This is a genomic window from Chryseobacterium sp. JAH, from assembly GCF_001507335.1.
Taxonomy (GTDB): domain Bacteria; phylum Bacteroidota; class Bacteroidia; order Flavobacteriales; family Weeksellaceae; genus Chryseobacterium.
The window spans coordinates 762,017-780,323 of record NZ_LMAH01000001.1; the positions used below are offsets into that span (position 1 = coordinate 762,017).

Here is an 18,307-nt window from a genome sequence, read left to right on the forward strand (position 1 = left end):
TTTATTTTATTGTTAATTTTTTTCTTAGAATATATAGCATGAACAAATTGATAAAATGTAATGCACAAAGGATTAAAACAATGGTTCCAATGCGGTTGGAAACGGTGTACAGCAATTCTTCTATGCTTGAAATTGTGCCCCAGAAACTCAAACTGATGGAAATGTAACCGAGATTGACGAGGTAGTAACTTCCGAGCAGAATTCTGTTAACGGTGAGGCAGAAATCTTCATCTTTAATCAAATATTCCAGATACAATTTGCCTGCATTGAAGCATCTTCTGCCCACATCGATCGTGATAAAAAAAGTTATGATGATGAAAATGAGATATGAAATTATATTAAACATCTTGTAGTTATTATATTTTCAATAATTTTTGAAACTTTAATTGAAATAAAAAAGGATTTTGAAGTCCTTTCTATTTCAATAAGTTGGTAATCTTTCCCACCAGCCAGTGATCATCGCTTTTAATGGCAAGATCCATAATATTATTAATTTTGCTTGTTACGCTGCTGAAATCTTCCATCAGTTTAATAAATTCTTTGGCTTCAGCTGAATCATTGTCTTCAATATTTTTCAGCTCTTCTAAAAAAGCAACTACGGGCTCAATTTCACGTTTTCTGCGTTCTTTCGTGATTTGTTTAAACAAAAACCAGACATCTTTTTCCGCAGTAAAATATTCTTTCCGGTCACCTTTGATGAATTCTTTTTTCACGATTCCCCAATCCATTAATGCCCGGAGGTTCATGTTGGCGTTTCCTCTTGAAATTTGCAATAATTCCATAACCTCATCGGTGGAAAGTGGTTTTCCGTTGGCCAAAAGTAGAGCGTGAACCTGCGCCATTGTCCGGTTGATTCCCCAACTCGTTGCGAATGTTCCCCAGGTTTGGATGTATTTTTCTTTGGCTTCTGAAAGTTGCATTTTCGTTTTTTTAAAATTTCTATTACAAATATAATAATAGTTTTTGAATTTTCAATAATTTTTGAAAGTTTATCTGGAATAATTCTTTTCTTTATAAAATTAATTTTAATAATAAAGTTGTTTAAAGTAAAAGAAATTATCGCATAAGTTATAAAATGCTCCTTTAGGAGCAAAATATGTGTAGAAACAACAGAGAATTAAACCAAGTGCAATCCGTAGGATTGCAATAAAAACAAAAAGATTCAAGATTATAAGTAGCGCTCCTACGGAACGCAGATTTCTTTTGAACGTTTATTTCTACACAGATAAAACTCCAATGGAGTTTTCCTGATGCAAAGTGAATTGTAAACTTTTATTTACTTTAAACAACTTCAATGCTTAATTTAACGCAAAGTAATACAAAGAATTTAAAATTTTGATCGTTTTATAGATATACCAATGCGTATGCTTAACGAAGAAATACAAAGTTCATTAGTCATGACAGTTTTGGACAATTGGAAATGTTAAACGTAATTTTTGAAAATAATAATATTTACTTAAGCTTTGGCTAAAGCCATTGCGTACTATAATGGAGAAAGCGGGCTGAAGCACGCTCCTATTGATGTACAAATTCAAAATTATATTTTACGGTTCAATCTTCGCCCTAATTCCCTCATTCCAAAACTTAGCTTCCGGCATATAATAAAGATAAACATTACTTGCTTTCCCTGTATATTCTCCAGCAAATTCCACTTTTAAATCTAAATTGATGGTTTTCGTCTCATTCGCATCAAAGTGTTCCCAGTACAAAACCAGATAGTTATCGAAAATTTCGTAATAAGAAACCTGCTTTTTATCGACCATATCTTTCAGCAGAGCATTCTGTAAAGTCAGACCCGCCGGAATTCCGATTTTTGCGGTAGTCATCGGTAAATCTCCGTTGATTTTATTTTTTACGGTGACCGTCATTCTGTTGGTCTCTCCTACTTTTGAAATTTCAGATTTCAGTTTCGTTTCTAAAGCCACCGGAATATTATCACTTTTTGGAGGTTCTAAAGTGTAGTATTGATAATCTAATTTAAAAGGCAGACCTTTTTTACTTGAATACTCCACCTTCAAATCATTTTCACCTTTTCTGAAAGCAGATGATAAACTGATATTTTTGTCTGAAACAACAGCACCATTTACTTTAATAGTCGGTCTTTCGGTTCCAAATAATTTTTCATTTTTAGCAAAGAAACCGGAGAGCGATTCTAGAGCTAAAGCAGTTGCCTGCGTAGAGCCAAATCCGTAATACCCGTTGTAATTAATTAATTCGTCTGCGGCTTCAGCAATTTTCAGTTGATTTGTCTTTTCATTTTTTTGCAGTGCCATCGTGTACAGAGAAAGCGTTTCTGCATTGGCAGAAATTCCTCCGGATCCTGTAAATGTGGTCTGGGTCTTCACATTTTTCAATTCGTATTGCTTATTTAAGATATTGAGTAAAGTATTATAATCTTCATTTTTCTCTAAATTTTTTGCCGTATTTGCCATCAGCGCCAGTTGATATGAATCTTTGGTTGCTAAAACTCTCTTTAAGCTGTAGTCGTAGTTCTGAAGCAACTCGTTTTTAAAACCGAGTTTTGACAAGGCATACAGAACATACATATTTCGTGACCATGAATATTCGGAGTAAGCAGTTTTTCTTTCATACTCTTTTCTAACTTCGAAGAGTCCGTTTGCACCTTTTTTAGAAAAAATAAATGAGGTAAGATTCTGAGTTAATTTCGCATCAACATTCACATATTTCTTTAAATCTCTGAATTCCAGCAGAGCGAAAGCTGATAAAGCAACATCAGATTCAGTAGAGCCAAAATAGGAGAAGCCACCATCTTTATTTTTGTACGACAGCATTTTCTGATAGCCTTTTTTCAGATTTCTGATGACCGTAGATTCTGTATTTGCATCAATTTTTTTTGTCGCTTTTAAATAATCCAGAATAAAAATATCGGGATAAACCGTTGAAGAAAGCTGCTCAAAACAGCCGTGTGGCTCCCTTTTCAGTCTTTCGAGATCTTCAAACATCTGAAGTGCTGAATTTTCATAGACATAATATGAAGACATAAAACTTCCGTTCACATATTCCGGAACATCAATTTTGTAGGTTTCGTTTTTATTGTTGATGATCGAAAAATAATGTGGAAATCCTTTCTCTTCAACTTTCAATGGTAAAATCATGGTTTCTCTGAATTCTCCTGATTTTACAGCAAACTGAATATTTGAACTGATGAGTTTATCCGTCTGCATGGTGACGAACAGTCTTCCCGATTCCAAAGGTTTCAACGTAATCAAACTGTCAGCTCTCATCAGTTTAATATGATTTGGAACGATGACATTTAGTTTTAAGTTTCTTGTTTCAGCTGAATTATTTTTAATCACCACCGGAATTGTCATCTGATCTGTTCTGGTCAGATATTGCGGGATTTTGGCATCAATTGAAATCAGACTTTGGGCAGCATACGTAGTTTCATCTCTTCCAATTAAGCCTTTTGCGGAAATGCCTTCGGTCATTATTCTGAACGCTGAACTGGCATCAGACTGATAGAATTCTATCTGAGCTTTTCCGTTTTTGTCGGTTTCTACGATGGGATTCCAGTATAATGTCTCACGGTAATCGTGGCGGTAAGCTGTAGTCGTTGTCTTGTATTCGGGATAGGCAAAATTTCGGCTGTAGGCGTAGTTTGTGAGGCTGTCTTGCGGCAAATTTTTGAGAGCATACTGAGAAATTGGGGTAATATCAAACTTCAAAAGAGCATTCTGATATTTTTTTGAGTTGATAATCACCACTCCAGACATTCCGCTACTTCCATATACAGAAGTCGCTGCAGCATCTTTCAAGATCGAAATATCGCTGATATTTTTTGGGTTCAAAGCTTTTAATTCTGCAGAATTCGAAACTACACCATCTATAATATACAATGGTTCATTTTGACTTCCAATTGTTGCAGCTCCACGAATAACAATAGATTGTGTAGAAATTCCCGGAGTTGCGGATTCATTGATTCGTATGCCGGATGCCTTTCCCGCCACTGCAGAAATTGTGCTTGAAGAATTTATTTCGTCTGACCAGACAGTTTGAACTGCCGACGTTTGATCTGTTTTTCTGGAAATTGCTCCAACATAAACTACTTCTTCAATACTCGTTTCTTTACTGATGGTATCTGCTCTTGAATTTACATACGCTTTATTTTTGATTAATCCATCAATTCCCTGATAGGCATTTTGAGGCTTTTCCTTGATCTCTGCCTCTTTTATAATCTCCTCAACATCAATATTTTTCAGAATTTGTTTTTCTAAAGGATTGATTTGAAGTTTGTAGGATAAAAATCTTATTTTGACTTCTTTTTTTGGTTTCAAAGCTTTTGCAATCACTCTGTTTCCCTCACCGGCATTAAGGTCTGAAAAGTAAAACAGTCCATTGTCTGAGGTGATTTGTTTTTTCAGAGATTTTCCGTTGAAAAGATAAACTTCAGCGACAACAGGCTTTTTATTTTCGTCTTCCACAATTCCGTAGATCGGATTTTTCTTTTCCGGAAGATATTTGTATTTGCCTGACTTTTCAACTTCGGGAATGATTTCGAAAAACCTGTATCCATTAGTCAGCATCACGAGATCCAAACTTTTTGTAGCCTTTTCTTCTTTTTTATCAAAATAAAACTGTGGTTTTTCAATTTTACCTTTCAACTCAGAATCCATCAAAAGCCATGACTGAATGTGATTTTGCTTATCATCAGCATACGTCCATAATTTATCGTCAACAACGCTTACAGCAAGGTTTGCAGGAATGGGTTGGTTATTTTCATCGGTCGTTTCAATATTGACAACAGCTTTTTCTCTCGGCAAATAGTTTTTCTTTACAGGCGTAACTTTCACCTTCATCTGACTGTTTTCATTGGCGAAAACAATTCTTTCAGCCAGCGGAACATTATTTTCTGAAACAGTAAATCTGCAGATTCCACTTGGAAGTTCCTTTTCTGAAATTTCAATTTGATTTAAACCTTTTTTTAAACTTAAATTTTTAGAATAAACCTCTTTATCACGGAAGTTTCCGGAGATTACAACGTTTCTTTCTGAAGTTGAATTGATGTTAAAACTGATGATTTGGTTTTCTTTTTTAAGATTTAAAACAATTCCATCATTTTTCGCTGTTGGTAATGGATAAATTTGATTGATATTTTCCGGTTTTAAAACCTTTGCATAATACTTTTCCCCATTCTTTGGATTTAAATAAAAACTTCCCATTCCAAAATTATAGGCTGAAACTTCTTCTATTTTCTGTTGATTCTGATTATAAATTCCCAAAATCGCATCTACAGGTTTTTCAAATTCATCCAAAACTTTGAATGCGATATTCTGCTGGATTCCATTAATAAAAGTTCCGCCTTCAGGCATAAATTTTAAATCTAAATTATTGAGAACTATCGGAATATTTCTCGAAATTGATTCTGTAAAACCATCAAAACTGACTTTAATATTTAACAGAGCATCTGAAGATTTTAAGACTTCAGGAAGTTTAAATTTCAGCAAATATTTTCCTTCTTTATCGGTAATCAAAGTCCCTTCGTTTATTTTTTCACCCTGATGCATTACCGTAAAATTGGCTTCATAAAAAGGAATTGGAAGATTGCTTAGACTTCGCATTGAGAAATCTGCTAAAACATCATCGCCTGCACCATAGCCTTTTTTAGGAAAATCAAGTTTCATCAAAATTCTTGGCGAGACAATTTTCTGAAGTGTAATTTCTTTTTCAAAAATGTTTTTCCCGGTTTCATTCTGCATCCAGTCGGTGTAGGCTCTCATTTTGTAAATTCCGCCTTTCATTTCGTTTCCGAAGTAATAATAACCTTCGGCATGACCGTTTGTAATTGCGTATTTGTCTTTTTTGACAACGGTTCCGCTGGGATCTACCAGTTCAAAATTCACCACCTTCGACTGATCTGCAGGAAGTTGACTTTCTGCCTGAACGATGTAGATTTTAAAAAACATTTCCTCACCAGGTTTGTAAAAGACATGATTGGTCTGGATGTACGTTTTTTCTTTTTTGAAATCGCTAAATTTCTGCTGGGCTTTTAAACTGAAGCTCATTAAAATGAAGATCAGAAGCGATATATAAAGGGTAAATCTGCTTTTCATAATTTAAAATTGAAATGAAACCATGCATCCGAAACTTTTGTAAGACGGAAGATTGAAGAAATCTAAGCCACGACCGCTGTCCAAATCGTATAAATTCTGACTCGGATCTGTACCGGAATTGGCCTGCCAAAGCATTATGTTATTCACAAAAAGAGAAACGCCCAGACTTCGTCTGAAATTTCCGACATCAAATTTTGCTCCCAGCGAAACTGAATTGATTCTCACATAATCGGCATTCTGCACATAATTTTCTGCAACGCCTGTAAAGCCGTAGCGCGTCCAGCGGTTTTCAAAAACGGACAGATTTGGATCGTAGAAATCAACGGGAATTTGATTAACATTTCCATTTGCCTGAACTCCTGAAAAAACATAATTTTTAAGACTTCTGTCATCACCCGAAGTCTTAGAACGTCCGTAATAATCGAGCACTGCCTGAGTTCCGTTCCACAGTTGTCCGCCATTTTTCCATTCCCAGTTGACGTCGAGCGTGAACATTTTATAGTTGAAAGTATGGGTAAATTTCATCACAAAATCCGGCGTGGGATCAGCAATAATTTTTTTATTGTTTGATGCTACAGGAAATCCGAAATCATCAATAATGGTTTGTCCGGCAGCATTGGTTTCATAATAATTTCCGACAACAGCGCCTAAAACCTGACCTTCGGACAAAGTTTTGTAAACATTCTGAAAACCTGACAATGCAAGATTATTGTATCCAGATTCAACCTTATCAACCACATCCCGATATTTGTAAAATGAAGCCCGATGGGTCATTGTAAAATCCTGTGCAATTCTGAAATTCTCGTAAGAAGCATTTAGCTCAACACCGCTGTAAGTATGATCCGCAAGATTTTTAAGTAAAAGGCTGTTATTTTCAAACACCGGAAAAATATCGTTGGTAATCTTTCGTGAAAAATATTCAGCTCCGAAATTGAATCTGTTGTAAATACTGAAGTTAAATCCTGCCTTCGTTTCTGCAATATCAACTGTTGAGAGATTTTTAAAACTTTCGACCTCACGTACCGGAAAATACTGACTGGCATTTTGAGCCAGAAACTGCGTGGTGGAATACGACGAAAACGAGCTGGTAATATCAGGTTCAGAACTCTGATGAGTATAGGCGCCAAAAAATTTCAGACGGGTGCCTCTCCAATCTAAAATGTCGTTGAAATGTACGTACCCATTGACTTTTGGCAACCAAAATTTATTATTCAAAGAAGTGTTTGAGACGTAAAATGAGTTTCCAAGATTAGCACCAAATTCAAAATCACCGTCATCGAATTTCAGATCATAATTAAAAATATAATCCTGTGAGCTCCTTTGGTAAAGGTACTTCCGGTTTTGTGAACTGTGAAAAACATCAGATTTTCTTTCGTTGACAATAAAATTTAAGTTGAAAGTATTTCTGAAGTCATAGTCGCCAAAAGAGTAATTTGCAGAGACATTGGCATTGTAAAGGCTGTTGTTCTGAAGTCTGTCGTTCGTTAAACCTAAAGAAAATCCATTAGTTGACGGTTTGTAAACGTCCGTATTCCGGAACTGATCATTTTCGTAGGTTTGATTGATACTGAAATTAAAATCGTCCCATCTTCTTGAGAGATTGAAACTGTACTTTTTCTGATTTGAAAGAAAATTATATTTATTATTCTGACCAAAAAGAAATTCCGGATTATCACCCAATTGACTGTAACTTCTTTGCTGTCCGTCAGCAAGAAAACCGCCCTGATTATTGGAAAACGAAATTGGCGTGAGCAGAGATTCCTGATAAGCACGGTTGAAAAGCGCAATTCTGTTTGTATTCGTCGCCTTTGTTTCATCAAAATCAAATAATGCCTGAACTTTAAATTTCAAAACATTCGCATTCACTTTTGCTTTAAAAGTATTGTTGGTGTCGTACTGACTGATGAAATAGGTTTGATTTTTATGCTGTCCAAAGTCCAGTGAGAGCCTGGTTTTTTCATTGTAATTTTCTGATTTTATGAAAGCATTAATCTGCAGCTGATTGTGAAAGCCGACGGTGGTTGAGAAAAGTGAGTTGTTATACGGTTTTGCAGAAACCATTCCTGAAGAAAAGGGAACAAGCTGACCGTTGATATCGTAATCGTAGGGCTGAAAATTGTAGGCTAATGTTGAAATATCCGGGCCGTAACTGAAAATTTCGTTGGTCTCGGGACCGCGCCAGATAAGATTTCCGCTCTGAGATCTTCCCTGTACATATCTGTTTTGGGTTTGTGGAATTGCATTTCGGTTTCTGACCTCAAATGAAGTATTGAAACTTCCGTTGATAATCAATTTGTTCTGCTCCTGCTTTTTTATTTTTAAAGTATCGCCATTCTTCTGTTTCAATCTCCGGATTTTAGTAAAATAAGAATCTGAGTTTTTCGAAAGATAATAATCCGGCTTTGAAATACTGTATTCATCTGACTTGGGTTTAACGATAAGGCTGTCATAATCTTTTGATCTGATGGCTGACACAGATTTCTTGGGAATACGGTTTTCCAGAATATATTTCAATTCCTGAACTCCATACACAACCTGAATATTTTTACTATTGTTCCAGACAAGAGTATCGTACTTCTGCGCCTGAATAATGGCAAAACCCTCTTCATCAGTTTCCTCGTAAACGCCTGTATTTTTATTAAAAACTTTAATAAAAGCTTTAGGTTTTTTGTCTTTATCTAAAAATATTCCGGAATAATACTGCTGTGAATTCTGAGCAAATATCAGCTGAGCTGCAAAAAAAGGCAGAAACAGATAGATTTTTTTCATCATGGATAATATGTCTAAAAATAGAGAAAAAAAAGAAATCTCCGAAGAAATTTCTTTTTTGTGATTCAATTTATTTGTTTGAATTTCTGTAAGTTTCCACGAGTCTCACAAACTCTGCTCTGTAGCCGTCCTCATCATTTCCTCTGCCCTTTTTCCCCAACTTTTCAACCTCCTTCAAATCTTTATTTTTAATTAAATCTGATTTTCTCAATACCAAGCCAAACCAAGCCACAGAAGAAGCAAATTTAAAATCATCACTCGCAGACGATAGGTTTTCATTTGAATTTTTCACGACCTGAACGATTTCCGAACTCGTATTGCCATCAGGTTTTTTGTATCTGAATTTTACAGTTGCCAATTCATCATTAAAATTTTCATCACTTGTGTTTTTTGTATATTTTAAATCATTTTCTTGTGGTAAAAATTCAGATTTTACATCAGCTGGAATGATTTCATATAAAGCAGTTACGGTATGTCCGCTTCCCAATTCTCCTGCATCAATTTTATCGTTGGTGAAATCTTCATTCTTCAGTTTACGGTTTTCATAACCAATCAAACGGTAAGATTTCACATATTTCGGATTAAATTCAATCTGAATTTTCACATCTTTTGCAATCGCATACATGCTTCCAGCAAACTCTTTTCCCAGAAACTTATTGGCTTCCTGCATATTGTCTATGTAAGCATAATTTCCATTGCCTTTATTCGCTAAAGTTTCCATGCGATTGTCTTTGAAATTGCCCATTCCGAAACCTAAACACGTTAGGAAAACTCCCGATTTTCTTTTTTCTTCAATCAAGGTTTGAAGGTCGCCCGTAGAAGATGTTCCCACATTGAAATCTCCGTCGGTTGCAATGATCACACGATTATTTCCGTCTTTAATGAAATTTTCCTGAGCGAGTTTGTAGGCCAGCTCTATTCCTTGTCCTCCGGCTGTACTTCCGCCTGCCTGAAGTTGATCTAAAGCTTCTATAATTTTGTTTTTTTCTTTTGCTGAAGTAGGAGGTAAAACCATTCCGGCACTTCCGGCGTAGACTACAATTCCCACTTTATCCTGCGGTCTTAATTGATCCAACAAAACTTTGAAAGATGATTTTAACAGCGGCAATTTATTCGCTTCATTCATTGAACCCGAAACATCAATCAGAAAAACAAAATTTGAACTCGGCAATTTATCCATCGGTAAATCTTTGCCTTGAAGTCCGATTTTCAATAATTTATGCTGAGAATTCCACGGAGAATCATTGTATTCTGTGTTGATGGAAAATGGTCGATCATTTTTTGGTTGTGGATAATTATATTTAAAATAATTAATCATTTCCTCAATTCGCACCGCATTTTTATTCACGACTTCACCATTGTTGATCATTCTCCGGATGTTGGAATACGCAGCTTTATCCACATCAATTGAAAAAGTAGAAACGGACTGATTTTTCGTTAATTCAAAAGGATTTTCTACGAATGCATCGTATTCTTCTGAGTTATTTTGCTTCTGAATCTGTTTCGAAAGGTTGATGCTGTCTTGAACTTTTTGCAGTTTTTTAAAAGCCTTTCTCTCTTTTCTGGAAAGTTTTTTGGTGGTTACAACGACTACTCCATTGGCGGCACGGCTTCCATAAAGGGCGGTTGCAGATGCATCTTTTAAAATGTCTATGCTTTTTATCTGCTGAGGATTCAGCTTGGATAGAGAATTTTGATCTTTAACCACACCATCAATTACAATCAGAGGTTGATTATTCCCATTTAAACTTGCAGAACCTCTGATAAGAATATTTTGTGATAGACTGCCTGAACTTGTACTACTTGGTATTTGTCCTTGAAGAGAATTTACCGGATTATTGTTGTATGATTGATTATTAAGCCACCCATTGTTATTACTTGAAATCTTAATTCCTGCAACACTACCTTGTAGGGATTGAACTACATTAAAATTTGAGATCTGAGTTGAGGATGATGTAGCATCTTGTCTTTTTCTAATTCCTAAAGTACCCGTTACAACAATTTCTCTCATCTCTTGCGGCTCATCATCTTTATCTAAAACTCCGTCATGATCTGGTTCCATATAATTTGGGGTACTTACAACTCTATAATCTCCTTGTTGTGGAGTCAAAATAGTTGGAGGTTCTACAGGTTCAGGAACTATGTTTGAATAAACTAAAACTTGATTTTCTTTCTGAGAATTTATAACAGCAATTTCCTTTTCAATATTTGATTTCACAGTACTATCAATTACCTGAACTTTATGATTTACTTTTGGTGACACTGTATTTTGAGTAATCTGAGGTTTTGAAATATCAACAACTTCTTTTTTATTGATAAAATAAAATGCTCCCAAACCAATAACTAGACTCGCAGCAATTCCGTAAGAAAACCAGATGGGAATTACTCTTTTCTTATCTTCTTTTTTATCTAATTTCTCTTCAACTTTTGCCCAAACTTTGTCAAAACCCGGAAAAGTTGCCGGTTCTTCCAAAGAATGAGAAGCCTCATTGAATTTTTTATCTATATCGTGATTGTTTTCCATTGTGTACAAGTTTAAATGTTGTTATTCACCAAGAGTTCCTGCAATTTTTTTCTTGCGAAATTGAGTTGGGATTTTGAAGTTCCTTCGCTTATTGAAAGCATTGTCGCAATTTCCTTATGAGGGTATCCTTCAATCGCAAACAGATTGAAAATTGCCCTGCAACCTTCAGGAAGAAAATTCAGCAGTTTCAGAATATCCTTTTCAAACAAAATATTGTCTGTTGGTGCTTCCTTTGACTCTACAAACTCTTCTTCTAAAGAAACGTCAAGTGCTTTCATACTTCTCAGTTTCTGCAAACATTCGTTCACTGCAATTTTCTTTGCCCAGGCTTCGAAAATTTCATGATTTTGAAGTTGATTCAGTTTTGTGAAAATCTTGTAGAACGTATCTGCCAATACCTCTTCGATGTCTTCGTCGTTTTTCAGATAACGTTTGCAGACTGAATATAGCTTGCCCGCCATTTTCTCGTAAACTTTCCGCTGGGCATTGCGGTCGTTCCGTTGGCATTCTATCAGTAATTCTTTTTCCATAGTCAGGCTTTATACTCTAATAGATGCAGGAAATTTCAAAAAGGTTGGAAACATTGTAAACTTTTTCTAAAAATAAGGAAATACTCAAACTAAAAAAGTTAAAAAGTTGTCCAATTGTATTAGCTATATACTTTAAATCACTCTAATTAAATTTAACCGTTTTTAACACTCAAATCTGTAACATTAATTTAACATTGTCGACTATTCAGTTATAATTTTTACAGTAATGAAAAACAAAAGATTTGCGTCATTACTTTTTGTTTTATGCGCAGGAAGTATGATGTTTGCTCAGGATGATCTGATCAACAAGTTGAAAAACAATCAGTCACAAAATGCTAATTTCCAGTTCACCACACTAAAAGATGTGGGTGCAACATCGGTGAAAAACCAAGGTTCATCGGGAACTTGCTGGAGTTATTCGGGAAACTCTTTTCTTGAATCTGAAATGCAGAGAATGGGTAAAAAACCTGTTGATTTGGCAGAAATTTTTACGGCAAGAAATTCTTATCACGATAAGGCAAAATTATATGTTTTAAACGGTGGAGCGATCAGTTGGGGCGACGGCGGAGAATTACATGACGTTGTTAACATGTACAAAAAATACGGAGCCGTTCCGCAAGATGTTTATACAGGTTTGAAATCAGGACAAGCTTTAAATAATTTCAATGAAATGCAGGGGAAACTGAAGCCTGTTTTAGAAGGTTTGGTTGCGGCATCTGCAAAAGGAAAACTTCAAGATAACTGGATGGATTCTGTGGATGCAATTCTTGATGAATATTTAGGAAAAGTTCCGACAAACTTTATGTATGAAGGAAAAAATTATACTCCAAAAACCTTTGCGAAAGAAGTTGTTGGTATTAATCCTGAAGATTATGTGGAATTGTCTTCTTATAAAGATTATCCGTACTATCAGAAATTTGTCGTTCCGATTCCTGATAACTGGAGCCATGATTCTGACTGGAATATTCCGATGAATGAAATGACGGCTATTATTGACAATGCGGTTAACAAAGGATATTCTGTAGGTTGGGCAACTGATGTTTCAGAGCCTTATTTTTCTTATAAAAATGGTGTTGCGTATGTTCCTGATGTAGATCTGGATCAGATTACTCCGGAAGTTAAAAAAGAACTGTTTACACAGCCTAAAAAAGATAAAACCATTACCGAAGATCTTCGTCAGAAAGCTTTGAACAACCTTACCACAACAGATGATCACGGAATGCACATCGTAGGTTTGGCAAAAGATCAAACCGGAAAAGAATATTATATGGTGAAAAATTCCTGGGGTGTAACCAACGATTTTGACGGTTATCTGTATGTGACAAAACCTTATGTTGAATACAAATCAACAGCAATTTTGGTTCACAAAAATGCAATTCCAAAGAACATCAGAAAACAACTGAAACCAAGCAAAAATATTGGTTTGTAGGAAATCATTATTGTCATTTATTTGACAGTTTTAGATATTTTTAAACTTGTTAATAGGCCGCTTTGAGATTTTTTCTTCAAGCGGTTTTTTATTCTTTCACATTTGGTATGTTAAAAAACAAATTATTACACGTTTTTTAATTTTACTATTATTTTTTTTATTCAAAATCAACTCTAAAATAGTTTTTTACTCTTGCAATGGTATTTTTATATTTACCTGGTTTCCAATTATTATAGTTAGTTAGAATTGTATTTTTTGCAATAATTTCAAGTTCACTTTTATATTTTTCATTTTCTACTGCTTCAGTGACCCAATTTTCATTTTTTAAAGTACTAACCTTTCCGTTTTTTTCAATGATAAAACTAACGTCTAGAAAAATAGAATTGCTTTTAGCATTTTTCAGTGGCAATCCAGTTTTAATTGTGGGTATATAACCTTGTTTAATTAAATTATCCTCTTTTATAAAATGCGGTTTGTCATTTTCTGATAAGTCAAAAATACTTAAGACTTTATCATGATTTTTAATATTCTCAATCATTAATTTTTCAGCCTCTTTCTCAATTTTCTGTCTAAAATTTTTTCCGTGAACTTTTTCCATTTCTAAATCAATAAACGCTTTGTAGCATCCTTGAGTTTGGCCATCAATAATAACACAGCTAAAGTCATAGTTGATTACTTTAAATTTTTGTTTTGTGGAATATTCTAAAATTTCATCTTCATAAAGCAAGGATTTACATCCAAAGCAAGATGTTGAGACATAAATATTTTTATATTTCCCTAGGTCTTTTTGCGCTCTTTCAATATCATCTTTGCAAATTCTATCATTAGTTTTTGGATTTTTAACATAATCACGTAAAACCTCTTGTGGATTAGGGATTACTTCATCTACACTTTCTGTTTCAAGGTTTTTATCCGTGCAACCTGTAATTAGTAATAAAAAGAATATAGAAAAAACTATTTTCATGAATAACTGTATTTAGTATAAAATATAAGGTAAAAATATACTAATTTTAAGCAACAAAAAACCGCTCCCAAAAAGAAAGCGGTTATAAAATTTATTTAAAATCTCAATTAAAATATCGCAGGATATTTCTGAGGATTTGTTTCGTTAAATAGGGCATAAATTCTTTCCACCATATCATCTGAAGATGGCTTAGAGAAATAATCACCGTCACTTGCATACGCAGGTCTGTGATCGTTTGCAGCGATTGTCAATGGATCAGAATCTAAATATCTGAACGCTTTTTGCTTCTCTAAAATCTGCTGTAGGATAAACGCTGAAGTTCCACCTTCTACATCTTCGTCGATCACAACCAATCTATTGGTTCTCTTCACAGATTCAGCAATTTCATGCGTTAAATCGAAAGGAATTAACGACTGAACATCGATAACTTCTGCAGAGATGCCAAGTTTTTCAAGTTCTTCTGCTGCTTCCATGACAATTCTCCATGTAGAACCGTAAGTCACCAAAGTGACATCCTTACCTTCTTTTGTCACTTCAATTTTCCCGACAGGAACCGTGAATTCACCTAAATTATCAGGTTGTTTTTCTTTTAATCGGTATCCGTTCAAACATTCAACAATCACAGCAGGATCGTCGCTTTGGAGCATCGTGTTATAGAATCCGGCAGCTTTTGTTAAGTTTCTTGGCACCAAAACCAAAATACCTTTTGAAAGATTCAAAATTCCCGCCATTGGCGAACCTGAATGCCAAACTCCTTCCAGTCTGTGACCTCTCGTTCTGATGATGACAGGAGCTTTCTGACCGCCTTTTGTTCTGTATTGAACTGTTGCTAAATCATCACTCATTCCCTGCAAACAATACAAGATATAATCTAAATACTGAATTTCAGCGATTGGTCTTAGACCTCTCATCGCCATTCCGATTCCCTGTCCAAGAATGGTCGCTTCACGGATTCCGGTATCAGCCACACGAATGTCACCGTATTTTTCCTGCATTCCTTCAAGACCCTGGTTCACGTCACCGATATTTCCGGCATCTTCACCAAAGACCAAAGTTTGAGGATATTTTTCAAAAATTTTATCAAAATTGTTTCTTACCACTACTCTTCCGTCAACATCCTGAGACGCTTCTGTGAATACTGGTTTTACTTCTTTCACATTTTCAGTTTTCCACTGAGACTGCGAATATAAGTGTGAAGAATAATTGTCTTTTTCAACTTCAAAAACTTCGTTGTATTTGTTCATCAACTGAGTTCTCTCTGCAGAATTGGTTCCTCTTGTTGCTAACAAAGATTTTCTGATTAAATGGAAAACATCCTTTTTAGCTTTAGAAACTAATTTATTATATTGATTGATGTAGGTTTCAATCTCTGAGTTCTGACCTTTCAGATTTTCTACTAAAGGCAAAACTGAAAAAGCTAATTCTGTAATCGTTTTCTGATAATTTTCCCAGGCAGTTTTTTGTCCGGCTTTTACTTTTTTCTTCGCTTCTTCGTCAATTGCATCCAATTCTTCAACGCTTGCAATGATTTCTTCATTTCCTTCAATTTCAATGGAGTAGTTTAAAATCCATTCTCTGAGTTTTACCAACCCGTCAAAATCAGCTTCCCAAGACAAACGGTCTTCATTTTTATATCTTTCGTGAGATCCTGAAGTCGAATGACCTTGCGGCTGAGTTACTTCAATCACATGAACAACAACAGGAACAGATTCAGTTCTTGCAAAATGTTCAGCTTTAGCGTAAGCATCCAATAAAGCAGGATAATCCCAAGCCTTCACCTGAATAATTTCACACCCTTGATTCTCCCCTTCTTTTCTTTGGAATCCGCTCAACATTTCAGCAATATCAGCTTTTGCTCTCTGCTTCATAGTAGGAACAGAAATCCCGTAACCATCATCCCAAATTGAAACAATCATTGGAACTTGAAGTGCACAAGCAGCATTTAAAGTTTCCCAAAAATGACCTTCTGCTGTAGAAGCATCTCCGATGGTACCAAAAGCGATTTCATTACCTTCATTTGAGAATTTCTCAGAACCGTCAAATTTTACGGATTTATATATTTTTGAAGCTTGAGCCAAACCTAATAATCTTGGCATCTGTCCGGCAGTCGGAGAAATATCAGAAGAAATATTCTTTTGAGCCATCAAATCTTTCCAGCTTCCGTCTTCGTTTAGACTTCTTGTAGCAAAGTGACCGTTCATCTGTCTTCCGGCAGACGCTGGCTCTCTTTCCACACTGGTATCTGCATATAATTGCGCAAAGAAACTTTCAACGGATAAAGCATCTGCAGCCAAAGCAAACGTCTGATCTCTATAGTATCCTGAACGGAAATCTCCGTTTCTGAAAACTTTCGCCATTGCCAACTGCGGCAACTCTTTTCCGTCTCCAAAAATTCCGAACTTCGCTTTTCCGGTAAGAACTTCTCTTCTGCCCAAATAAGACATTTCACGAGAGATTCTTCCTAATTTATAGTCTTCAAGTATCTGATTTTTAAAATCTTGAAAAGAAATCTGCTGAGTTTCAATATAGGTTGTCTGCATAGCCAAATATTAAATATTTTTTAATTCTGAAGTATTTTGCTAATATACACTTTTTATATTAATTTTAATTTTCAAGAATGTTTTTTATAAATTTGATAATGAAAAAACAGGTATATACTTTGAATAAAACTCTCTGATATGGAAAAAAAGTCTACTCATATTCTCAATGCATCGTCTAATCTTTTAGGGTTTTCTATGATCATCATCACCTCATTGAAAATCACTAAAACGAGCCATCATACATTTTTAGATGAGTTTGCAGGCATCGCATGTGTACTTTTTGCTTGCAGCAGTTTATTTTCGTTTATGTCGATAAGAACTAAGAAGGAAAGCCTGGGAAACAGATACGAGAGTATTGCGGATTATTTATTTTTAATCGCTTTATTTTGTATTATTCTGTCTGTCATTATTATAACAACAGCAATAATGGATTAAATTTCCAGTTTTTTTGTTGTCTTTAAATTAACATTGGAATTTCGATAAAGGATATAATTAAAATTTTCTTTCAATCACATAATCCAACATCATGTGCAATGATTTTCTAACTTCAGAATCAGGAAATTCATCAAGAATATTTTTTGCTTTCTGCTGAAAATCCTTCATGACGGTAATTGCATAATCCAATCCACCTGAACTTTTCACAAAAGCTATCAGTTCTTTCACACGTTTCTGGTCGTTGTTGTAGCGTTTTATGGTATTGAAATAATATTTTCTATCGGTTTCGCTGGCAATTTTCAAAGTATGAATCAAAGGAAGCGTCATTTTTTGCTCCTTAATATCAATTCCAACTGGTTTTCCGATGACGTTTGAACTTAAATAATCGAATAAATCATCTTTGATTTGAAAAGCCATCCCTGTGTACGTCCCGAACTGCATCATTTTCTTAGCTAAATGTTCATCAGCATCGTTGGATAAAGCTCCGATTTCGCAGCAAGCCGCAATCAAAGTAGCTGTTTTCTGACGGATGATTTCGTAATAAACATCTTCGGTAATATCAAGTTTTCTGGCTTTTTCCAATTGAAGGAGTTCTCCCTCAGACATTTCTCTGATCGTTCTTGAAATTACAGAAAGTAAATCGTAATCTTTATGGTCTGTAGAAAGCAAAACCGCTTTTGAAAGTAAGAAATCACCAACCAAGACAGCAATTTTATTTTTCCATAATGCATTAATGGAAAAGAAATTACGCCTTTTAAAACTCTCATCCACAACATCATCATGTACCAGAGTCGCAGTATGAATCAACTCGATCATCGAAGCACCACGATAGGTTTTTTCATTGACGTTCCCTATCAGTTTTGCACATAAAAATACAAACATCGGACGCATCTGCTTCCCTTTTGTGGTAACAATAAAACGGGTAACTTTATCAAGTAAAGCGACTTTGCTCTGCATAGATTCATAAAACTTCTGTTCGAAAAGTTTCATTTCCTCATTGATCGGTCGTTTGATTTCTTCTACAATATTGGCCACTATCTGAGAA

11 protein-coding genes are annotated in these 18,307 nt (G+C 35.1%); 2 read left to right on the forward strand and 9 right to left on the reverse strand.

Annotated features, from left to right (window positions below; genetic code table 11):
* Position 1: 1 nt before the first annotated feature.
* The 6 genes from AR685_RS03565 to AR685_RS03590 all read right to left on the reverse strand — a co-directional run bounded on the left by AR685_RS03565 (position 2) and on the right by AR685_RS03590 (position 11,894).
* Positions 2-346, reverse strand: a complete 345-nt coding sequence (locus AR685_RS03565; RefSeq protein ID WP_059123729.1) for a hypothetical protein — start codon at positions 344-346, stop codon at positions 2-4.
* A 70-nt stretch (positions 347-416) separates the two neighbouring features.
* On the reverse strand, positions 417-920 hold the full coding sequence (locus tag AR685_RS03570; protein ID WP_047445991.1) for a GbsR/MarR family transcriptional regulator: 504 nt from the start codon (positions 918-920) through the stop codon (positions 417-419).
* Positions 921-1,544: 624 nt separating this feature from the next.
* Positions 1,545-6,071, reverse strand: coding sequence for a TonB-dependent receptor plug domain-containing protein (locus AR685_RS03575; RefSeq protein ID WP_082671880.1), 4,527 nt, complete (start codon positions 6,069-6,071; stop codon positions 1,545-1,547).
* A gap of 3 nt (positions 6,072-6,074) precedes the next feature.
* Complete coding sequence (locus tag AR685_RS03580; protein WP_131777591.1) at positions 6,075-8,843, reverse strand: hypothetical protein; 2,769 nt, start codon at positions 8,841-8,843, stop codon at positions 6,075-6,077.
* 67 nt (positions 8,844-8,910) lie between these two features.
* Positions 8,911-11,364 (reverse strand): vWA domain-containing protein, encoded by a 2,454-nt coding sequence (locus AR685_RS03585; protein ID WP_059123732.1) that lies wholly within the window; start codon positions 11,362-11,364, stop codon positions 8,911-8,913.
* Between the two features lie 11 nt (positions 11,365-11,375).
* Positions 11,376-11,894, reverse strand: coding sequence for an RNA polymerase sigma factor (locus AR685_RS03590; protein WP_059123733.1), 519 nt, complete (start codon positions 11,892-11,894; stop codon positions 11,376-11,378).
* A gap of 226 nt (positions 11,895-12,120) precedes the next feature.
* Here AR685_RS03590 and AR685_RS03595 point away from each other — a divergent pair, with 226 nt between their 5' ends.
* Positions 12,121-13,323, forward strand: a complete 1,203-nt coding sequence (locus AR685_RS03595) for an aminopeptidase C (RefSeq protein ID WP_059123734.1) — start codon at positions 12,121-12,123, stop codon at positions 13,321-13,323.
* Between the two features lie 157 nt (positions 13,324-13,480).
* On the opposite strand, the gene AR685_RS03600 is transcribed toward AR685_RS03595, so the two are convergent.
* Positions 13,481-14,287, reverse strand: a complete 807-nt coding sequence (locus AR685_RS03600; protein ID WP_059123735.1) for a hypothetical protein — start codon at positions 14,285-14,287, stop codon at positions 13,481-13,483.
* Positions 14,288-14,394: 107 nt separating this feature from the next.
* Positions 14,395-16,827, reverse strand: coding sequence for a transketolase C-terminal domain-containing protein (locus AR685_RS03605; RefSeq protein WP_059123736.1), 2,433 nt, complete (start codon positions 16,825-16,827; stop codon positions 14,395-14,397).
* Between the two features lie 138 nt (positions 16,828-16,965).
* Here AR685_RS03605 and AR685_RS17835 point away from each other — a divergent pair, with 138 nt between their 5' ends.
* Positions 16,966-17,262, forward strand: a complete 297-nt coding sequence (locus AR685_RS17835; protein ID WP_047445974.1) for a hypothetical protein — start codon at positions 16,966-16,968, stop codon at positions 17,260-17,262.
* A 57-nt stretch (positions 17,263-17,319) separates the two neighbouring features.
* Here the strand turns inward: AR685_RS17835 and AR685_RS03610 are convergent, their stop codons facing one another.
* Positions 17,320-18,297 carry a polyprenyl synthetase family protein gene (locus AR685_RS03610; RefSeq protein ID WP_059123737.1) on the reverse strand — a complete coding sequence of 326 codons (978 nt, stop codon included), beginning with the start codon at positions 18,295-18,297 and terminating at the stop codon, positions 17,320-17,322.
* Between the last annotated feature and the right edge of the window lie 10 nt (positions 18,298-18,307).

Bases quoted from the DNA above. Each gene is read 5' to 3' on its own strand.
- AR685_RS03605 (WP_059123736.1), bottom strand. From the start codon at position 16,827: ATGCAGACAACCTATATTGAAACTCAGCAGATTTCTTTTCAAGATTTT.
- AR685_RS03570 (WP_047445991.1), bottom strand. From the start codon at position 920: ATGCAACTTTCAGAAGCCAAAGAAAAATACATCCAAACCTGGGGAACA.
- AR685_RS03595 (WP_059123734.1), top strand. From the start codon at position 12,121: ATGAAAAACAAAAGATTTGCGTCATTACTTTTTGTTTTATGCGCAGGA.
- AR685_RS03575 (WP_082671880.1), bottom strand. From the start codon at position 6,071: ATGAAAAGCAGATTTACCCTTTATATATCGCTTCTGATCTTCATTTTA.
- AR685_RS03600 (WP_059123735.1), bottom strand. From the start codon at position 14,287: ATGAAAATAGTTTTTTCTATATTCTTTTTATTACTAATTACAGGTTGC.
- AR685_RS03565 (WP_059123729.1), bottom strand. From the start codon at position 346: ATGTTTAATATAATTTCATATCTCATTTTCATCATCATAACTTTTTTT.
- AR685_RS03585 (WP_059123732.1), bottom strand. From the start codon at position 11,364: ATGGAAAACAATCACGATATAGATAAAAAATTCAATGAGGCTTCTCAT.
- AR685_RS17835 (WP_047445974.1), top strand. From the start codon at position 16,966: ATGGAAAAAAAGTCTACTCATATTCTCAATGCATCGTCTAATCTTTTA.
- AR685_RS03580 (WP_131777591.1), bottom strand. From the start codon at position 8,843: ATGATGAAAAAAATCTATCTGTTTCTGCCTTTTTTTGCAGCTCAGCTG.
- AR685_RS03590 (WP_059123733.1), bottom strand. From the start codon at position 11,894: ATGGAAAAAGAATTACTGATAGAATGCCAACGGAACGACCGCAATGCC.